Origin of the sequence: Chromobacterium violaceum ATCC 12472, from assembly GCF_000007705.1 — a bacterium.
Taxonomy (GTDB): domain Bacteria; phylum Pseudomonadota; class Gammaproteobacteria; order Burkholderiales; family Chromobacteriaceae; genus Chromobacterium; species Chromobacterium violaceum.
The window spans coordinates 2,262,917-2,278,106 of record NC_005085.1; the positions used below are offsets into that span (position 1 = coordinate 2,262,917).

The following is a 15,190-nucleotide window of genomic DNA, read 5'->3' on the forward strand; positions in this document are numbered from 1 at the left end:
CAAGTTGCGTCTGGCGCGATCGGCTTGCGAGCGTTCGCGGGAGTTTCCATGTTGAATTTCGATTTTCCGCGTCTGGCCGCCATTGGCTTGACGCCGGCATTGCTGCAACAAGCGCTGGCCCAGGCGGGCGACGGCGATCTGCAACTGGCGCGCGTATGCCGCGTGCAGCGGGACTGCGCATGGGTGCACGATGGCGAAGAGGAACGCCAGGCCCATGCCTTGCCCGGCGTTCACGCCGACTTGGCGGTGGGCGACTGGGTATTGTGCCAGCCGCGGGAGCATGAGCCATGGCGCTTGCTTGAGCGCCTGGAGCCATTCAACCAGCTGGTCCGCGTCAATGACGAAGGCGCGCGCCAAGCTTACGCCAGCAACGTCGACACCGCCCTGCTGGTGATGGGGCTGGATGGCGATTACAACCCGCGGCGGCTGGAGCGTTACTTGGGTCTGGCCGCGGCGGCCGGCGTGGCGCCGGTGGTGGTGTTGAGCAAGGCGGATCTGTGCGCGGACGCCGAGGCCAGGCTGGCCGAACTGGAACAGCGGCTGCGGCCGCTGCCGCCCATCCTGTTGCTGAACGGCACCGACCCGGCTTGCCGCGACGCCTTGCGGCCGTGGCTGGGCGCGGGGCAGACGCTGGTGCTGCTGGGCTCGTCCGGTGCCGGCAAGTCCACGCTCAGCAATACGTTGCAGGGGGAGGAGACGCAGGCGGTGGGCGGGGTGAGGGCGGACGACAGCCGAGGCCGCCACACCACCACCGCGCGCACCTTGCTGAAGTGTCCCGACGGCGCCTGCATCATCGACACGCCCGGCGTGCGCACCCTGCAGGCGCCGCCCGACGCCGGCGCGCTGGCGGGCAGTTTCGCCGACATCGAGGCGTTGGCAGGCCGCTGCCAGTTCCGCGACTGCAGCCACCGCGAGGAGCCGGGCTGCGCGGTGAGGGCCGGCGTGGATGGCGACCGGCTGCGCAACTACCACAAGCTGAGGCGCGAGATGGCGCGCCATGAGCAGACCGCGCTGCAGCGCCAGCAGCAGCGGCGGGAGTGGAAGGTCCGCAACAAGGCGGCGCGGCAGCGCTAGAGGGGGGCGGGGCCGGCCGTCGTGCCTGCTGCCGCGAACGGCGAAAGCGAAAACGCCCCGCGCGCGGGGCGTTCGATCAGACCGCGCCGGGCGCTTACGGCTGGGCCGGAAGCGGCTGGCTCTGCGCGCTCTTCACCGCGCGCGGCGGCGCGTTTTTCACATACTTGTCGAACCAGCTCAGCATCTCGTACACCAGTTGCTCGTTCGATTCGCGGGCCGCGTACCAGTGCGGCTCATGCGGCAGCATCACCAGGCGGGCGGTGCCGCCGTTGCCGCGGATCGCCTCGTAGAACTTGCTGGCCTGCAGCGGCGTAGTGCCGGGGTTGGCGTCGTCGCTGCCGTGCATGATCAGGATCGGCGTCTTCAGCTTGTCGGCGTAGAAGAAGGTGGACACCTTGCGGTAGACGTCCGGCGCCTCCCACACCGAGCGGCGCTCGCTCTGGAAGCCGAACGGCGTCAGCGTCTTGTTGTACGAGCCGCTGGTGGCCGCGCCGGCGCGGAACAGGTCGGTGTGCGCCAGCAGGTTCGCCGTCATCAGCGCGCCGTGGCTGTGGCCGGTGACGGCCACGCGGTCGGGGTCCGCCACGCCCAGCTTCACCGCCTCGTTCACCGCCGCTTCTGCGTCCATCTTCAGCTGGTCCAGGTAGTTGTCGTAGGCGGCCTTCGGGTTGCCCACTACCGGGAACGACGCCTGGTCGATGACGGCGTAGCCAGCCAGCAGCAGATACTTGTACTGATACAGCCTGGTGAAGGTCTGCTGCGAGCCGCTGATCTGGCCGGCGCTGGCCGCGTCGGCGTAGTCCAGCGGGTAGGCGTTGAGGATGGCGGGTACGCGGGTGCCTTCCTGGTAGCCTGGCGGCGTGTACAGCGTGAACGACAGGTCCAGGCCATCGGCGCGTTTGTATTTCACCAGACGCTTCTTGATCTGGCGCAGCTCCGGCGTCGGATCGACAATGCGGGTGACGGCGGCTGCGGTGGAGGCGAAAGCGGCCTCGCCCTTGTCGGCTCGGATCGGCGCCCCCAGCTTGCGCAGGAAGGCGTTGGGCGCTTCGGCCGGGGTCTGGCGCCAGGTGAGGAAACTGCCGCCGTCCTTGCCGGACAGGCCGATGAAGCGCTCGTAGGCGGATTTGTCGCTGCGGAACAGGCGTTGGCTGTCGCCGGTCTTCAGGTCCAGCTTGTCGAGGAAGGGCCGGTTGCCCTGCGGCGACGCGCCGCCGCCGGCTAGATAGATGGCGTCGCCATCCAGCTGGATCACCCGTTCGCCGTTGGGCAGCGCGCGGCGCACCGGGCTGCCGGGATCGGCGTATTTGTCGTCGTAGGACAGGTCCCACAGCAGCTTGCCGGCTTGTTGCGGCTGGTCGACGTTGACGACGCGGGTCTGGCGCCAGTGCTTGTTGAGATCGACTTCGCTCGCCAGCGCGATGTCGGCGCGCTCGGTCCAGTCCAGGCCGGCGAAGCGCTGGGCGGTGCGCAGCACCTCCACCGGCGGCGCGGTGAACGGCGCCTTTTGCATCATCACCTTGTCGCGGGCCGGTGCGGTGTTTTTCCAGTCGCCGCCGTCCAGCGCCTCGGCCCACAGCAGCGTGGCCGGCTCGGTGGCGCGCCAGAAGAAGTCGCGCGGGCCCAGCGGCTCGCCGTGCACCGGCACGCGGTCGGCCAGCGGCAGCGAGGCAATGGTATGAACCGCCACGCGGCCGGGGGTGGCGATATTCCAGACTTCCACTTGATGCGGGAAGCGTTCGTAGGTGGTGACGTAGGAATAGGGTTTGCGCACGCTGGACACCAGGATGTGCTTGCCGTCCGGCGCCGGGCCCACGCCGTCGTAGATGGCCGGCTGGCCCAGCGGGGTGGCCTTGCCGCTGGCGGCGTCCACCAGCGTCAGCTGCGAGGCGCCGTAGTAGTCGAACAAGGCCTCGTCGTGCGGGCTGGACAGGGTGTCGCGCGTTTCGTAGGTGCTGCTCTCGCCCTTGCCGCCGCCGCTGTCCTGCACGCTGGGGCCATCCTGGGTATTGGCTTGCGCCGGAGCCGCGCCCAGCTTGGCCGGAACGGCCTTGACCAGCAGGGTTTTCTGGTCCGGCATCCATTGCAGCTCGTCGTTCAGCATCGGGTTGAGGCGGATGCCGGGAATCTTGCGGATCTTGCCGCTGGCGGCGTCGCCCACCCATACCTCCACCGCGTCGCGGGTGGTGTTGGCGAAGGCGAAGCGCTTGCCGTCGGCGGACCAGAGCGGCGCGTCCGGGCAGGCGCCGGCCGGCAGCGCGATCGGTGTTTCCTTGCCTCCGGGGACGCTCACCAGCTTGAAGCTTTCCGCGCACGGGGCGATGCCGTAGCCGCCCGGCGTGTCGTGCTTGCTGCGGTTGGCCGGTTCGATCCGGGTGCCGGCCAGTTTCAGATAGGGCGCGGCCACGCGCGCGATGGACGGATATTCCTGCCAGGCGACCAGCAGCATATTGTCCTGGGTCGGGCTGAGGCTGGGGCCGGGCAGCGATGGCGCGCGCATCACTTTGAGGATATTGGCCGGCGGTTGCTGGTAGCCGGCGGCGATAGCGGCGGGCAAGGCGCAAGCCAGCAGCGTCGCGGCGGCGATGCCTTTCAGGGCGAGGGAATGAGACATATTCATCCTTGGTAGACTTTGTTCTTATCCGATTCGGAGCTGCCGAAACAAGAAAGGAGGGCGCCTGAGCGCCCTCCCTGTCGCAGACATGACATGAATTTATCACATGTCATATCGCTGTGGCAGTTATCTGGACCTGTTTCAATTCAGCGAGTGAAAGTGTTTGACGATGCTGGAAAAGTCCAGCTTGCCGTTGCCCTGGTGCACGTGCTCCTCATACAGATTGCGCGCCAGCGCGCCCAGCGGATTGGCGGCGTGGCTCTGCAGTGCGGTTTCCTCGGCCAAGCCCAGATCCTTCAGCATCAGCTCGGACATGAAGCCGCCGGCGTAGCCGCGGCTGGCCGGCGTGTTGTCCATTACGCCGGGCCAGGGGTTGTAGAGCTCGGTCGCCCAGTTGCGGCCCGAGCTCTTGCTGATGATCTCGGACAGCACTTTCGGGTCCAGGCCGTTCTTGACGCCCAGCGCCAGCGCCTCGGCGGTGCCGGCCATCAGGATGCCCAGCAGCATGTTGTTGCAGATCTTGGCGGTCTGGCCGGCGCCGGCGCCGCCGGCATGGAAGATATTCTTGCCCATCGCCTCCAGCACCGGGCGGGCGTGGGCCAGGTCTTCCGCCGCGCCGCCGACGATGAAGGTCAGCGTGCCGGCGGCGGCGCCGGCGGTGCCGCCGGAGACCGGCGCGTCCAGCATGGACAGGCCTTTTTCCCGCGCGCCTTCGGCGACTTTGCGCGCGGTGCCGGCGTCTATGGTGCTGCAGTCGATGACCAGCGCGCCCTTGGGCAGCCTGGCGAACAGGCCGTTATCGCCCAGATACAGGCCGGCCACGTGCTTGCCGGCCGGCAGCATGGAAATCACCACGCTTGCGCTCTCGGCCGCGTCGGCGGCGCTGGACGCGGCGCGGCCGCCGGCGGCGGCCACCTTGGCCAGCGCGTCGGCCGACAAGTCGAAGGCGCTGACCTTGAAGCCCTTGTTCAGCAGATTGACGGCCATCGGCCCGCCCATATTGCCCAGGCCGATGAAGGCGATGTTTTCCATGCTGTTCTCCTCTGTATGCTTGTTATTTCAATCCCGCCAGCGGGTGGTCGGCCTCGCGCCACGGCGATTCGAAATGCCCGTCCACCCAGGCCTGGTCGATGTCGGCCAGCTGCCGGCTCCAGCGCGGATTGCGGTCCTTGTCCACCAGCAGCGCGCGCACGCCCTCGGGGAAGTCGGAGCGGGCGCAGAAGTTGACGGATAGAACCAGTTCCATCCGCAGCGCCTCGGCCAGCGACATGTGCTTGGCGCGGTCCAGGATTTCCCAGCTGACGGCAGCGGAAGTGGGGCAGCCATGGCGAAAGTTCTTGGCGGCGTCAGAGAGCCACGGGTCTTCGAAGGCGGTTTCGGTGAGGGCCGCGCTGACGGCGGCCAGGTCGCCCTTGTTCATCAGCCGGTGCACCGCCAGCAGATTGCGTTCGACGTTGGACGCCGGCAGCGCGTCGCCCAGCTGGCTTTCCAGCTGGTTCAGCAAGGCGCTGACCAGGGCCGGGCGCGCATGGGCGTCGTGGCCCCAGTTTGCCGCCTGCAAGGCCTGCAGCAGCGCCGGGTAGGCATCCGCCGCCAGCACGTGGTCGGCCAGATTGGCGATCAGCGCGTCGTGGGCGTTCAGCGGCGCGCCGGTCAGCGCCAGGAACAGGCCCAGGTGCGCAGGCATGCGCTGCAGGAACCAGCTGCCGCCCACGTCCGGGTACAGGCCGATGGTGATTTCCGGCATCGCGATGCGGGTGGCGGGCGTGACCACGCGGTGGCTGGCGCCGGCCATCAGGCCCAGGCCGCCGCCCATCACGATGCCGCCGCCCCACACGATCAGCGGCTTTGGGTAACGGTGGATGCGGTAGTCGAGCGTGTATTCCTCGGTGAAGAAGGCCACGGCGTGCGGATGCGGGTAGTGCGGCTCGCTGACCAGCTTTTCTCGCAGGCCGCGCACGTCGCCGCCGGCGCAGAAGGCGCGCTCGCCGGCGCCGCGCAGCACCACGGCGACGATGCCTTCGTCGCGCTCCCAGATGGTGAGGCGGGCGTCCAGCAGCCGGATCATGTCCAGCGTCAGCGCGTTCAGCGATTTCTCGGCGTTGAGGGTGGCGACGGCGATGCGATGGCCGTCGCCGGTAGTCAGTTCGTCAAACAGCACCACGTCTTGCATGGCGGGACCTCGTTCGGGTGATGGGCGGGTTTCAGGCGTTCTTCCAGTTCGGCGCGCGCTTTTCCAGGAAGGCGCGGGTGCCTTCGGCCTGGTCCTGGGTGTCGAACAGCTTGATGAAGGCTTCGCGTTCCTTGATCAGGTTCCAGGCCGGCGGCTGGGTGCGGGCGGCCTGCACCAGCTGCTTGCACACGCCGACCGACGACGGCGACTGCCTGGCCACGCCTTCGGCCAGCTTGAGCGCAGCGGCCAGCGCCTCGCCCTTGGCCACCACCTGTTCCACCAGGCCGATGCGTTCGGCGGTGGCGGCGTTGACGCGTTCGCCGCACAGGATCATGCGCTTGGCCCAGCCTTCGCCGACCAGCCACGGCAGGTTCTGGGTGCCGCCGGCGCAGGGCAGCAGGCCGACGCCGGCTTCCGGCAGCGCCATCTGCGCCTGCTCCTCGGCGATGCGGATGTCGCAGGCCAGCGCGCACTCCAGGCCGCCGCCCATGGCGTAGCCGTTGATCGCGGCGATGCTGACGCCGCGAAAAGCCGACAGCGCCTCGAAGGCTTCGCCGAACAGCAGGGTCATCTCGGTGGCGACTTTCTTGTCTCCATCGGCGAACAGGTTCAGGTCGGCGCCGGCGGAGAAGAATTTCTCGCCCTGGCCGGTGATCACCAGCGCGTAGATGTCGCGGTCGGCGTTGAGGTCGGCCACCAACTGCTTCAGCGCGGTGAGGCTGGCGCGGTTCCAGGTGTTGGCCGGCGGGTTGTCTATGGTCACCACGGCGGTGTGGCCGCGTTTTTCCACGTTCAGGTGGGCGTAGCTATTCATATTTATGCCTTTATGAATTCTGTTTTGAACCGGCAAGGCTGGAAAAATCCAGCGCAGCGGCTGAGGCAAGGCGCGCCGGCGCAGACAGTACATATGAGTACGGCCAGCCGGCGCAACGCAGCATCAGGGATTTTGCCGGCCTTGCCTAGCGCAGCGTTTCCAGCGCGCCGTCCTGCAGCATCTTGCGGCCGACTATCATCCGCATCACTTCGTTGGTGCCTTCCAGAATCTGGTGCACGCGCAGGTCGCGCACGTGGCGCTCCAGCGGGAAGTCCTGCAGATAGCCGTAGCCGCCGAACAACTGCAGCGCGTTGTTGGCGATATTGAAACTCAGATCGGTGGCCAGGCGCTTTGCCATCGCGCAATAGGCGGTGGCGTCGGCGCTGGCATTGTCCAGCTTCCAGGCGGCCAGGCGCACCATCTGGCGCGCGGCCACCAGCTCGGTCAGCATGTCGGCCAGGCGGAACTGCACGGTTTGCAATTCTGCCAGCGGGTGGCCGAATTGCTGGCGTTCCTGCACATAGCGCTGCGCGGCGTTCAGCGCGGCCTGGGCGGTGCCGACGGCGCAGGTGGCGATATTGATGCGGCCGCCGTCCAGTCCCTTCATGGCGAAGGCGAATCCCTGGCCTTCCTCGCCCAGCCGGTTTGCCACCGGGATTTCGACGTTGTCGAAGGTGATGGCGCGGGTGGGCTGGCTGTTCCAACCCATTTTCTTTTCCTTCTTGCCGTAGCTGACGCCCGGCGCGTCGGCCGGCACCACGAAGGCGGAGATGCCCTTGGGGCCGGGGCCGCCGGTGCGGGCCATCACCACCAGCACCTGGGTGCTGCCGGCGCCGGAGATGAACATCTTGCCGCCGTTCAGCACATAGACCTCGCCTTTCTTCTCGGCGCGAGTCTTCAGCGAGGCGGCGTCGGAGCCGGCGCCCGGCTCGGTCAGACAGTAGCTGCCCAAGACTTCGCCGGTCACCATTTTCGGCACCCATTGTTCAGCTAGTTGCTTGCTGCCGAAGCTGGCGATCATCCAGCTGACCATGTTGTGGATGGTCAGGTAGGCGGCGGTGGAGGTGCAACCGGCGGCCAGCTCCTCGAACACGATGGCGGAGTCCAGCCGCGACAGGCCCAGGCCGCCGTAAGCTTCCGGCGTGTACAGGCCCAGAAAGCCCATGTCGCCGCTCTTGCGGATCACGTCCAGCGGGAAGAGGGACTCGGCGTCCCATTCGGCCGCGTGCGGCGCCAGCTCATGCTCGGCGAAATCGCGGGCGCTTTGCTGGAAGGCGATCTGGTCTTCGTTCAGTTCGAAATTCATGTTCTGTGTTCCTATTGAGACGGAGCAGGCGGATCGCCCCGCTTAACGGGGCATCCGCCCTACGCGACAATCAGCGCAGCGAGATGGTGGTGTGCACCTTGCCGCTGCTGGCCTCGTCGTCGAACCAGCGGCTGGTGACGGTCTTGGTCTGGGTGTAGAAGGCCACCACCTGCTTGCCGTAGGGGCCGAGGTCGCCCAGCTTGGACGCGCGGCTGCCGGTGAAGCTGAACAGCGGCACCGGCACCGGGATCGGCACGTTGATGCCCACCTGGCCGACGTCGATCTCTTCCTGGAACTTGCGCGCCGCCGCGCCGCTCTGGGTGAACACCGCGGTGCCGTTGCCGTTGGGGTTTGCGTTGATGATCGCGATGGCTTCGTCCAGCGTGTCGGCGGCCATCAGGCACAGCACCGGGCCGAAGATTTCCTGGTGGTAGATCGCCATTTCGGGCTTGACGCCGGAGAAGATGGTGGGGCCGACGAAGTTGCCGCTCTCGAAGCCGGCCACTTTCACGCCGCGGCCGTCCAGCTCCAGCTTGGCGCCTTCCTCGACGCCGCGGGCGATCAGGCTTTTGACGCGGTCCAGCGCGGCGCAGGAGATCACCGGGCCGAGGTCGGGGTTGTCCTTGCCGGGGCCCACTTTCAGCCCCTTGGCCTTGGCCACCAGTTCCGGAATCCACTGCTGGGCCTCGCCGACCAGCACCGCCACGCTGAGCGCCATGCAGCGCTGGCCGGCGGCGCCGAAGGCCGCGCCGGTCAGCTGGTTCAGCGCCTGCTCCTTGTTGGCGTCGGGCAGTACGATGGCGTGGTTCTTGGCGCCCATCATGCATTGGGCGCGCTTGCCGCTGAGGGTGGCGCGCTGGTAGACGTGGGTGCCCACCTTGGTGGAGCCGACGAAGGACACCGCTTTGATGTCGGGGTGGTCGCAGATGGCGTCGACGACCGATGCCGCGCCGTGAACCACGTTGAGCACGCCCTTGGGAATGCCGGCTTCCAGCGCCAGCTCGACCAGGCGCATCGTCACCATCGGGTCTTGCTCGGACGGCTTCAGCACGAAGGTGTTGCCGGTGGCGATTGCCATCGGGAACATCCACAGCGGGATCATCGCCGGGAAGTTGAACGGGGTGATGCCGGCGCACACGCCCAAGGGTTGCTGCACGGTGTAGGTGTCCACGCCGCCGGCCACGTTTTCGGCGTATTCGCCCATCTGCAGCGTGCCGATGTTGGCGGCGTGCTCCACCACCTCCAGGCCGCGGAAGATGTCGCCTTCGGCATCGGCCAGGGTCTTGCCCTGTTCGGCGGTGAGGATGGCGGCCAGCTCCTTCATGTTTTCGCGGATCAACTGCTGGTATTTCAGGAAAATGCGGGCGCGGGTGCCGATCGGCGTTTTCTTCCAGGTCTTGAACGCTTCCTTGGCGGCGGCGACGGCGGCGTTCACCTCGTCGGCAGTGGCCAGCGGCACGCGCGCCAGCACTTCCTGGGTGGCCGGGTTGACGATGTCGCGCCATTCCGTGGTTTGGGACTCGACGAATTCGCCGCCTATCAACAGCTTGATGTTGGGTACCGACTGGCTCATGGCACTGCCTCCTCTAATTGTTCGGGCTGATGGCGCTGCTCAGTTGTAGCTGTAGAAGCCTTTGCCGCTCTTGCGGCCCAGATGGCCGGCCTGCACCAGCTGCGCGAGCAGCGGGCAGGCGCGGTATTTGCTGTCGCGGAACTCGCGGTGCAGGATGTCCATGATGGACAGGCAGGTGTCCAGGCCGATCAGGTCGGCCAGGGCCAGCGGACCGATAGGGTGATTCATGCCCAGCTTCATCACGGTGTCGATGTCCTCGGCGGTGGCCAGGTTCTCGTACAGCGCGAAGGCGGCCTCGTTGATCATCGGCATCAGCACGCGGTTGGAGACGAAGCCGGCGCCGTCCTTCACCGTCACCGGGGTCTTGCCCAGCGCCTGCGTCAGGTGGAACACGGTGTGGTAGGCCTCGTCGCCGGTTTGCAGCGCGCGGATGATCTCCACCAGCTGCATCAGCGGCACCGGATTCATGAAGTGCATGCCCACCACCCGTTCCGGGTGGCTGACCCAGCTGGCGATGCGGGTGAGGGAGATGGACGAGGTATTGGACGCCAGCACGCATTTCTCGCCGACGGCGGCGTCCAGTTCGCGGAAGATTTTTTCCTTGATCTCGGCGTTTTCGGTGGCGGCTTCCACCACCACGTCGCAGCCGGCCAGCTCGGCCAGTTTGGTGGTGGCGCGGATGTGGGCGAGGATGCCGGGGATGTTGGCTTCGGCGATCAGCTCCTTCTTCGCCATCCGCTGCAGGCTGATGTTGATGTTGGCTGTGCCCTTGACCAGGGCCGCGTCGCTGACGTCGGCCAATACCACGTCGAAACCCTTCATCGCGAAGACCTGGGCGATGCCGTTGCCCATCGTGCCCGCGCCCACCACGCCGATTTTCTGGCTCATCTGCTTCTCCTGGACTGTTTGCTCTACTTTCGATCACGATAACTTGACGTTTACGTCAACGTCAACAGACAATGAATGCAAAAGCACCCGACTGTGGCGCGCGTGGCCGCAGCGGGAAGATAAAGGGACAGACGCATGGGCGAACAGGTTTTCAACATCACCGAACTCGCGCAGGAGTTCGACATCACCACCCGCGCCATCCGCTTTTACGAGGACCAGGGCCTGCTGGAGCCGGAGCGGGCGGGGCAGCGGCGCATCTACAACCGGCGCGACCGCGTGCGGCTGATGCTGATCCTGCGCGGCAAGCGTATCGGCTTGTCCTTGCAGGAGATACGCGAGCTGTTCGCGCTGTACGACGCGGCGCACGACGACGCGCCGCAGCTGCAGGAATTCATCCGCATCCTGGCGCGCAAGGAGCAGCAGCTTTTGGCGCAGATGGAAGACATCAAGGTGGTGCTGACCGAAATCGGCCAGTTGCGCGGCCAGTGCGAGAAATCGCTGGGCAAGCGCGCCAACGGCCACAACCAAGCAAAGGAGCTGTGATGCAACAACAGGAAATCGTGATCGTGGGCATGGCGCGCACCGCCATGGGCGGCTTCCAGGGCGCGCTGTCCGGTCTGACCGCCAGCCAGCTGGGCGCGGCCGCGATCCGCGCCGCGGTGGAGCGCGCAGGCGTCTCCGCCGGCGATGTGGACGAAGTGATCATGGGCTGCGTGCTGCCGGCCGGCCAGGGCCAGGCCCCGGCGCGCCAGGCGGCCCTGGGCGGTGGCTTGCCGCAGTCCACGCCGTGCACCACCATCAACAAGATGTGCGGCTCCGGCATGAAGGCGCTGATGATGGCGCATGACCAATTGCTGGCCGGCAACGGCGGCGTTGTGGTGGCCGGCGGCATGGAGAGCATGAGCAACGCGCCCTATCTGATGCCCAAGGCCCGCGGCGGCCTGCGCCTGGGTCATGGCGAAATCAAGGACCACATGTTCCTGGACGGCCTGGAGGATGCTTATCAGAAGGGCACGCTGATGGGGGTGTTCGCCGAGCAGTGCGCCGAGAAATACGGCTTCAGCCGCCAGGACCAGGATGAGTTCGCCATCGCCTCGCTGACCCGCGCCCAGCAGGCGATCAAGGGCGGCCAGTTCAAGGACGAGATCGCCGCTGTCACGGTGCCGGGCCGCGGCGGCGACACGGTGGTGGACACCGACGAGCAGCCGCTGAAGGCCAATCTGGACAAGATCCCGACCTTGAAGCCGGCATTCAAGAAGGACGGCACCGTGACCCCGGCCAACTCCAGCTCCATCTCCGACGGCGGCGCCGCGCTGGTGTTGATGACGGCGGCCGAGGCGGCCAAACGCGGCCTGAAGCCCATCGCCCGCGTGGTCGGCCACAGCAGCTTCGCCCACGAGCCGGGCTGGTTCACCACCGCCCCGGTGCACGCCATTGAAAAGCTGCTGGCCAAGACCGGCTGGAGGGCCGGCGAGGTCGATCTGTACGAGATCAACGAAGCCTTCGCCGTGGTGACGATGGCGGCGATGCACGACCTGAAGCTGCCGCACGACAAGGTGAACGTGCATGGCGGCGCTTGCGCGCTGGGCCATCCGATCGGCGCGTCCGGCGCCCGCATCGTGATCTCGCTGCTGTCCGCGCTGAAACAGCGCGGCGGCAAGCGCGGCGTGGCCAGCCTGTGCATAGGCGGCGGCGAAGCCACCGCGCTGGCGGTCGAGCTGATCTAAGCGCTTGCCGCGCCGGCCGACGAGCCGCAGGGCATTCCTGCGGCTCGTTTGTTTTGTAACTTGCCTTGTCGTCGGCGATGGCGGATTTTGATAGAGTCGCACCATGCTGGCGCGCCGCCGCCGGCTGCTTTATCATCGCCCGCCTTTAGCACCGTAACGAAAGCCGTCATGACCGACACCGTTGAAGCATTGCCGCCCGAGATCCAGCTCGACGACTACCTGGCCGCGCACAACGCCACCATCGTCACCACCGAGGGCAGCCATGCGGTGTCGGTGCATGGCGAGCTGGAGCTGGACGGCCACCGGATACCGTACCACCTGGTGCCGGACGAGGGCTTCCTCGGCAAGAGCGGCAAATGGCGCAAGCTGGATGCGGAGGCCCGGCTGGATCTGGTCAAGGAACGCTGGAACGAGGCCGCGCGGCAAAAGCTGGAAAGCCAGCTCGCCGCCTGCGCGCGCGAGGTGTTCGCGGTGGACGGCGTCGACCCGCTGCGCGCGCTCAGCGCCTTCATGGCCAAGTACGAACGCGCCAGGGTGCGCTGCACCATCGCGCTGGACCGGGTGGCCGCCGCGCGCAGCCGGCAAAGCGCCGACAAGGCTGCCGCCAAGACCCGCGACGCGGTCAACCTGTCGCGCTACCCGGAGTCCTTCGCCACCGCCTACGCGATGCAGCGCCACTTCATCGCGGTGCTGGGGCCGACCAATTCCGGCAAGACCCACGCGGCGATGGAGCATCTGCAAAAGGCCAAGAGCGGCGTCTACCTGGCGCCGCTGCGCTTGCTGGCGCTGGAAAACTACACCCGGCTGCAACAGGCCGGCGTCGCCGTCAGCCTGATCACCGGCGAGCAGCGCAAGCTGCATCCGGACGCCACCCACGTTGCCAGCACGGTGGAAATGCTGAATCCCGAGCGGCAGGTGGAAGTGGCGGTGATAGACGAGATTCAATTGCTGGACGACCCGGACCGCGGCGCGGCCTGGACCGCGGCCGTGTGCGGCGTGCCGGCGCAGACGATTTATCTCGTCGGCGCGCCGGAGTCGCGCGAGGCGATCGAGTCGCTGGTGGCGCGCGTCGGCGGCACGCTGGAAGTGCGCACGCTGGAGCGCAAGACCGCGCTGCAGATGGACAAGGCGCCGTTGCTGTCGCTGAAGAACCTGAAGCCGGGCGATGTGCTGATCGCCTTCTCGCGGCGCGAGGTGCTGAACTGGCGCGACAAGGTGATCGAGCAGGGGCTGAGCGTGTCGGCCATCTACGGCAACTTGTCGCCGGAAGTGCGCCAGGCGCAGGCCGAGCGCTTCGTCGCCGGCGAAACCCAGGTGGTGGTGGCCACCGACGCCATTGGCATGGGGCTGAACACGCCGGCGCGGCGCATCATCTTCACCACCGCCAGCAAGTGGGACGGCTACGCCGAGGGCGTCATCGCCGCGCCGCTGGCCAAGCAGATCGCCGGCCGCGCCGGCCGCTTCGGCAAGCACGAGACCGGCTATGTCGCCGGTTTCGACGGCCTCACCCACAAGACCATAGGCGCGCTGCTCAGGCAGAAGCCCGAGGCGCTGCCGAACAACGGCTTTTTCGTCGCGCCCAGCCTCAAGTATCTGGAAGCGATTTCCCAGGCCACCGGCGAGATCAGGCTCAAGCAGTTGCTTAGCCTGTTCACCAAGCATATCAATGTGCACGACGAGTTTTTCCTGCCGGCCAATCTGTCGGATCAGATGGAAAAGGCGGAGTGGCTGGACGCGCTGCCGCTGAGCCTGGCCGACCGCTACACTTTCAGCCTGTGCCCGATTTCGACCAAGATCCCGATGCTGGAAAACGCGCTGCACGATTGGGCCGAGCAGCGCGCGCGCGGCAAGGCCGCTCCGCTGCTCAGGATGATGGGGACTGGCGGCCGCAACGAGCTGCAATACCTCGAGGACAGCTGCAAGTTGTACGCTGCCTATGCCTGGCTGGGCTACCGAATGCCGGAAACCTTCCCCGACGGCGAAATGGCCCAGATGCTGATGCTGTCGACCTCGGAGCGCATAGACGGACTGCTGCAGGTGCAGAACGCCCAGAAGCGCAAGGGCAGGCGCGGGAGCGAACCGGCGCGCCGCGGGGCCGGCGGCGGGCGGCGGCGTTGACGCGGATGACAAACCGGCGCGCCGCCGCGCGCATGTCGCGGCGGCCGTTCGACATGCTGGCAGCCAGTTTCTGTCGTCGCCAGCAATGAAAAGCCCCGCCGATTTGGCGGGGCTTGTCTTTGGGGCCGCTAACAAAAATCCTGATGCTGCGTGGCACCGACTTGCCATGTGGCTTGTGCTGTCCGTGGCGGCATGCCTTGTCTCAGCCGTGGAACGGAATTTTGTTAGCCGCTCTTATCCATTTTCCAGGCCCGTTGTCAGGCCGTGGTGGAGATATTGGTGCTGGACACGCTGGGCTGCAGCAACGACTGGTTGGCCTGGTACTGCGACACGGCGAGGCGGCCGCTGCCGTTGCGGCGCTGTTCCTGCTCCACCGCCTGAGTGTTCTGGGCGGCGGACGCGGTAGCGGTTTGCGCCGGGGTCGGCGGGGTGGCTTGGGCGGACTGCTGCTGTTGCGTTGCCGCTGCCGGTGCCCGGGCCGTCACATTGTTGGCGGCAGCCCTGTCATTTGAGGCCTGGTTCGCGTTGCCGTTCTTTGCCGGCGCGGCATTGCCGTTGACGGCAGGCGATGCCGCTGCCGCGACTTCGGGCCGCGGGGCGGTGGCCAGCGCAGCCTTGTTTTCCGGAGCGGGAGGAGCCGCGGAGGCCGCTGCCGCCTGTTGCTGGTCTGTCGCCTGTCGAGCGGCTTGCCGGGTCTGGCTGCTGTTCAGTTGCTGCTGCAACTGCTGCTCGACCCGGGCCGCGTCCGGATTTTGCCGGACGGCGATCTGGGTCTGGGGCTCGCTGGCAGCTTTCTGGACGGCGGCCTGGCCGTTTTCCAGCGAAGTCTGCACCTGCCGGGTGTTTTGCCCGGCATAGAGCGTTTGCGCGGCGGGGTAGCCTACGCTCGCGATATTTGCCATG

12 protein-coding genes are annotated in these 15,190 nt (G+C 67.0%); 4 read left to right on the forward strand and 8 right to left on the reverse strand.

Features of this window, described 5'->3' with window-relative positions:
- The first annotated feature begins 48 nt into the window (after positions 1 to 48).
- Positions 49 to 1,074 (forward strand): ribosome small subunit-dependent GTPase A, encoded by a 1,026-nt coding sequence (gene rsgA, locus CV_RS10160; protein WP_011135627.1) that lies wholly within the window; start codon positions 49 to 51, stop codon positions 1,072 to 1,074.
- Between the two features lie 94 nt (positions 1,075 to 1,168).
- On the opposite strand, the gene CV_RS10165 is transcribed toward rsgA, so the two are convergent.
- The 7 genes from CV_RS10165 to CV_RS10195 form a co-directional block, all read right to left on the reverse strand.
- Entirely contained in the window at positions 1,169 to 3,688 is a 2,520-nt protein-coding gene (locus tag CV_RS10165) for an alpha/beta hydrolase family protein (RefSeq protein ID WP_115610148.1), read from the reverse strand.
- Positions 3,689 to 3,829: 141 nt separating this feature from the next.
- Complete coding sequence (gene mmsB, locus CV_RS10170) at positions 3,830 to 4,720, reverse strand: 3-hydroxyisobutyrate dehydrogenase (RefSeq protein ID WP_011135629.1); 891 nt, start codon at positions 4,718 to 4,720, stop codon at positions 3,830 to 3,832.
- 22 nt (positions 4,721 to 4,742) lie between these two features.
- On the reverse strand, positions 4,743 to 5,861 hold the full coding sequence (locus CV_RS10175; protein WP_043596004.1) for an enoyl-CoA hydratase/isomerase family protein: 1,119 nt from the start codon (positions 5,859 to 5,861) through the stop codon (positions 4,743 to 4,745).
- Positions 5,862 to 5,892: 31 nt separating this feature from the next.
- Positions 5,893 to 6,675, reverse strand: coding sequence for an enoyl-CoA hydratase (locus tag CV_RS10180; protein WP_043596005.1), 783 nt, complete (start codon positions 6,673 to 6,675; stop codon positions 5,893 to 5,895).
- Positions 6,676 to 6,820: 145 nt separating this feature from the next.
- Entirely contained in the window at positions 6,821 to 7,981 is a 1,161-nt protein-coding gene (locus CV_RS10185) for an acyl-CoA dehydrogenase family protein (RefSeq protein WP_011135632.1), read from the reverse strand.
- A 70-nt stretch (positions 7,982 to 8,051) separates the two neighbouring features.
- The gene (locus CV_RS10190) at positions 8,052 to 9,554 is read right to left on the reverse strand and encodes a CoA-acylating methylmalonate-semialdehyde dehydrogenase (protein WP_011135633.1); all 1,503 of its coding nucleotides are present in this window, start codon (positions 9,552 to 9,554) and stop codon (positions 8,052 to 8,054) included.
- 39 nt (positions 9,555 to 9,593) lie between these two features.
- The gene (locus CV_RS10195; RefSeq protein WP_011135634.1) at positions 9,594 to 10,442 is read right to left on the reverse strand and encodes a 3-hydroxybutyryl-CoA dehydrogenase; all 849 of its coding nucleotides are present in this window, start codon (positions 10,440 to 10,442) and stop codon (positions 9,594 to 9,596) included.
- A gap of 135 nt (positions 10,443 to 10,577) precedes the next feature.
- Between CV_RS10195 and CV_RS10200 the strand changes: the two genes are divergently transcribed.
- From CV_RS10200 to CV_RS10210, 3 genes are all read left to right on the forward strand, one after another.
- Positions 10,578 to 10,985 (forward strand): MerR family transcriptional regulator, encoded by a 408-nt coding sequence (locus CV_RS10200; RefSeq protein WP_011135635.1) that lies wholly within the window; start codon positions 10,578 to 10,580, stop codon positions 10,983 to 10,985.
- Positions 10,985 to 12,169 carry an acetyl-CoA C-acyltransferase gene (locus CV_RS10205; protein WP_011135636.1) on the forward strand — a complete coding sequence of 395 codons (1,185 nt, stop codon included), beginning with the start codon at positions 10,985 to 10,987 and terminating at the stop codon, positions 12,167 to 12,169. The genes CV_RS10200 and CV_RS10205 overlap by 1 nt, the downstream gene beginning before the upstream one ends.
- Before the next feature lie 168 nt (positions 12,170 to 12,337).
- Positions 12,338 to 14,287 carry a helicase-related protein gene (locus CV_RS10210; RefSeq protein WP_043596007.1) on the forward strand — a complete coding sequence of 650 codons (1,950 nt, stop codon included), beginning with the start codon at positions 12,338 to 12,340 and terminating at the stop codon, positions 14,285 to 14,287.
- Positions 14,288 to 14,544: 257 nt separating this feature from the next.
- On the opposite strand, the gene CV_RS10215 is transcribed toward CV_RS10210, so the two are convergent.
- Positions 14,545 to 15,189 carry a hypothetical protein gene (locus CV_RS10215; protein WP_011135638.1) on the reverse strand — a complete coding sequence of 215 codons (645 nt, stop codon included), beginning with the start codon at positions 15,187 to 15,189 and terminating at the stop codon, positions 14,545 to 14,547.
- Position 15,190 lies beyond the last annotated feature (1 nt).

Excerpts from the sequence above, each read along its gene's own strand:
- CV_RS10180 (WP_043596005.1), bottom strand. The coding sequence starts at position 6,675 with ATGAATAGCTACGCCCACCTGAACGTGGAAAAACGCGGCCACACCGCC.
- CV_RS10165 (WP_115610148.1), bottom strand. The coding sequence starts at position 3,688 with ATGTCTCATTCCCTCGCCCTGAAAGGCATCGCCGCCGCGACGCTGCTG.
- CV_RS10205 (WP_011135636.1), top strand. The coding sequence starts at position 10,985 with ATGCAACAACAGGAAATCGTGATCGTGGGCATGGCGCGCACCGCCATG.
- CV_RS10200 (WP_011135635.1), top strand. The coding sequence starts at position 10,578 with ATGGGCGAACAGGTTTTCAACATCACCGAACTCGCGCAGGAGTTCGAC.
- CV_RS10185 (WP_011135632.1), bottom strand. The coding sequence starts at position 7,981 with ATGAATTTCGAACTGAACGAAGACCAGATCGCCTTCCAGCAAAGCGCC.
- CV_RS10175 (WP_043596004.1), bottom strand. The coding sequence starts at position 5,861 with ATGCAAGACGTGGTGCTGTTTGACGAACTGACTACCGGCGACGGCCAT.
- rsgA (WP_011135627.1), top strand. The coding sequence starts at position 49 with ATGTTGAATTTCGATTTTCCGCGTCTGGCCGCCATTGGCTTGACGCCG.
- CV_RS10190 (WP_011135633.1), bottom strand. The coding sequence starts at position 9,554 with ATGAGCCAGTCGGTACCCAACATCAAGCTGTTGATAGGCGGCGAATTC.
- CV_RS10210 (WP_043596007.1), top strand. The coding sequence starts at position 12,338 with ATGACCGACACCGTTGAAGCATTGCCGCCCGAGATCCAGCTCGACGAC.
- mmsB (WP_011135629.1), bottom strand. The coding sequence starts at position 4,720 with ATGGAAAACATCGCCTTCATCGGCCTGGGCAATATGGGCGGGCCGATG.
- CV_RS10215 (WP_011135638.1), bottom strand. The coding sequence starts at position 15,189 with ATGGCAAATATCGCGAGCGTAGGCTACCCCGCCGCGCAAACGCTCTAT.
- CV_RS10195 (WP_011135634.1), bottom strand. The coding sequence starts at position 10,442 with ATGAGCCAGAAAATCGGCGTGGTGGGCGCGGGCACGATGGGCAACGGC.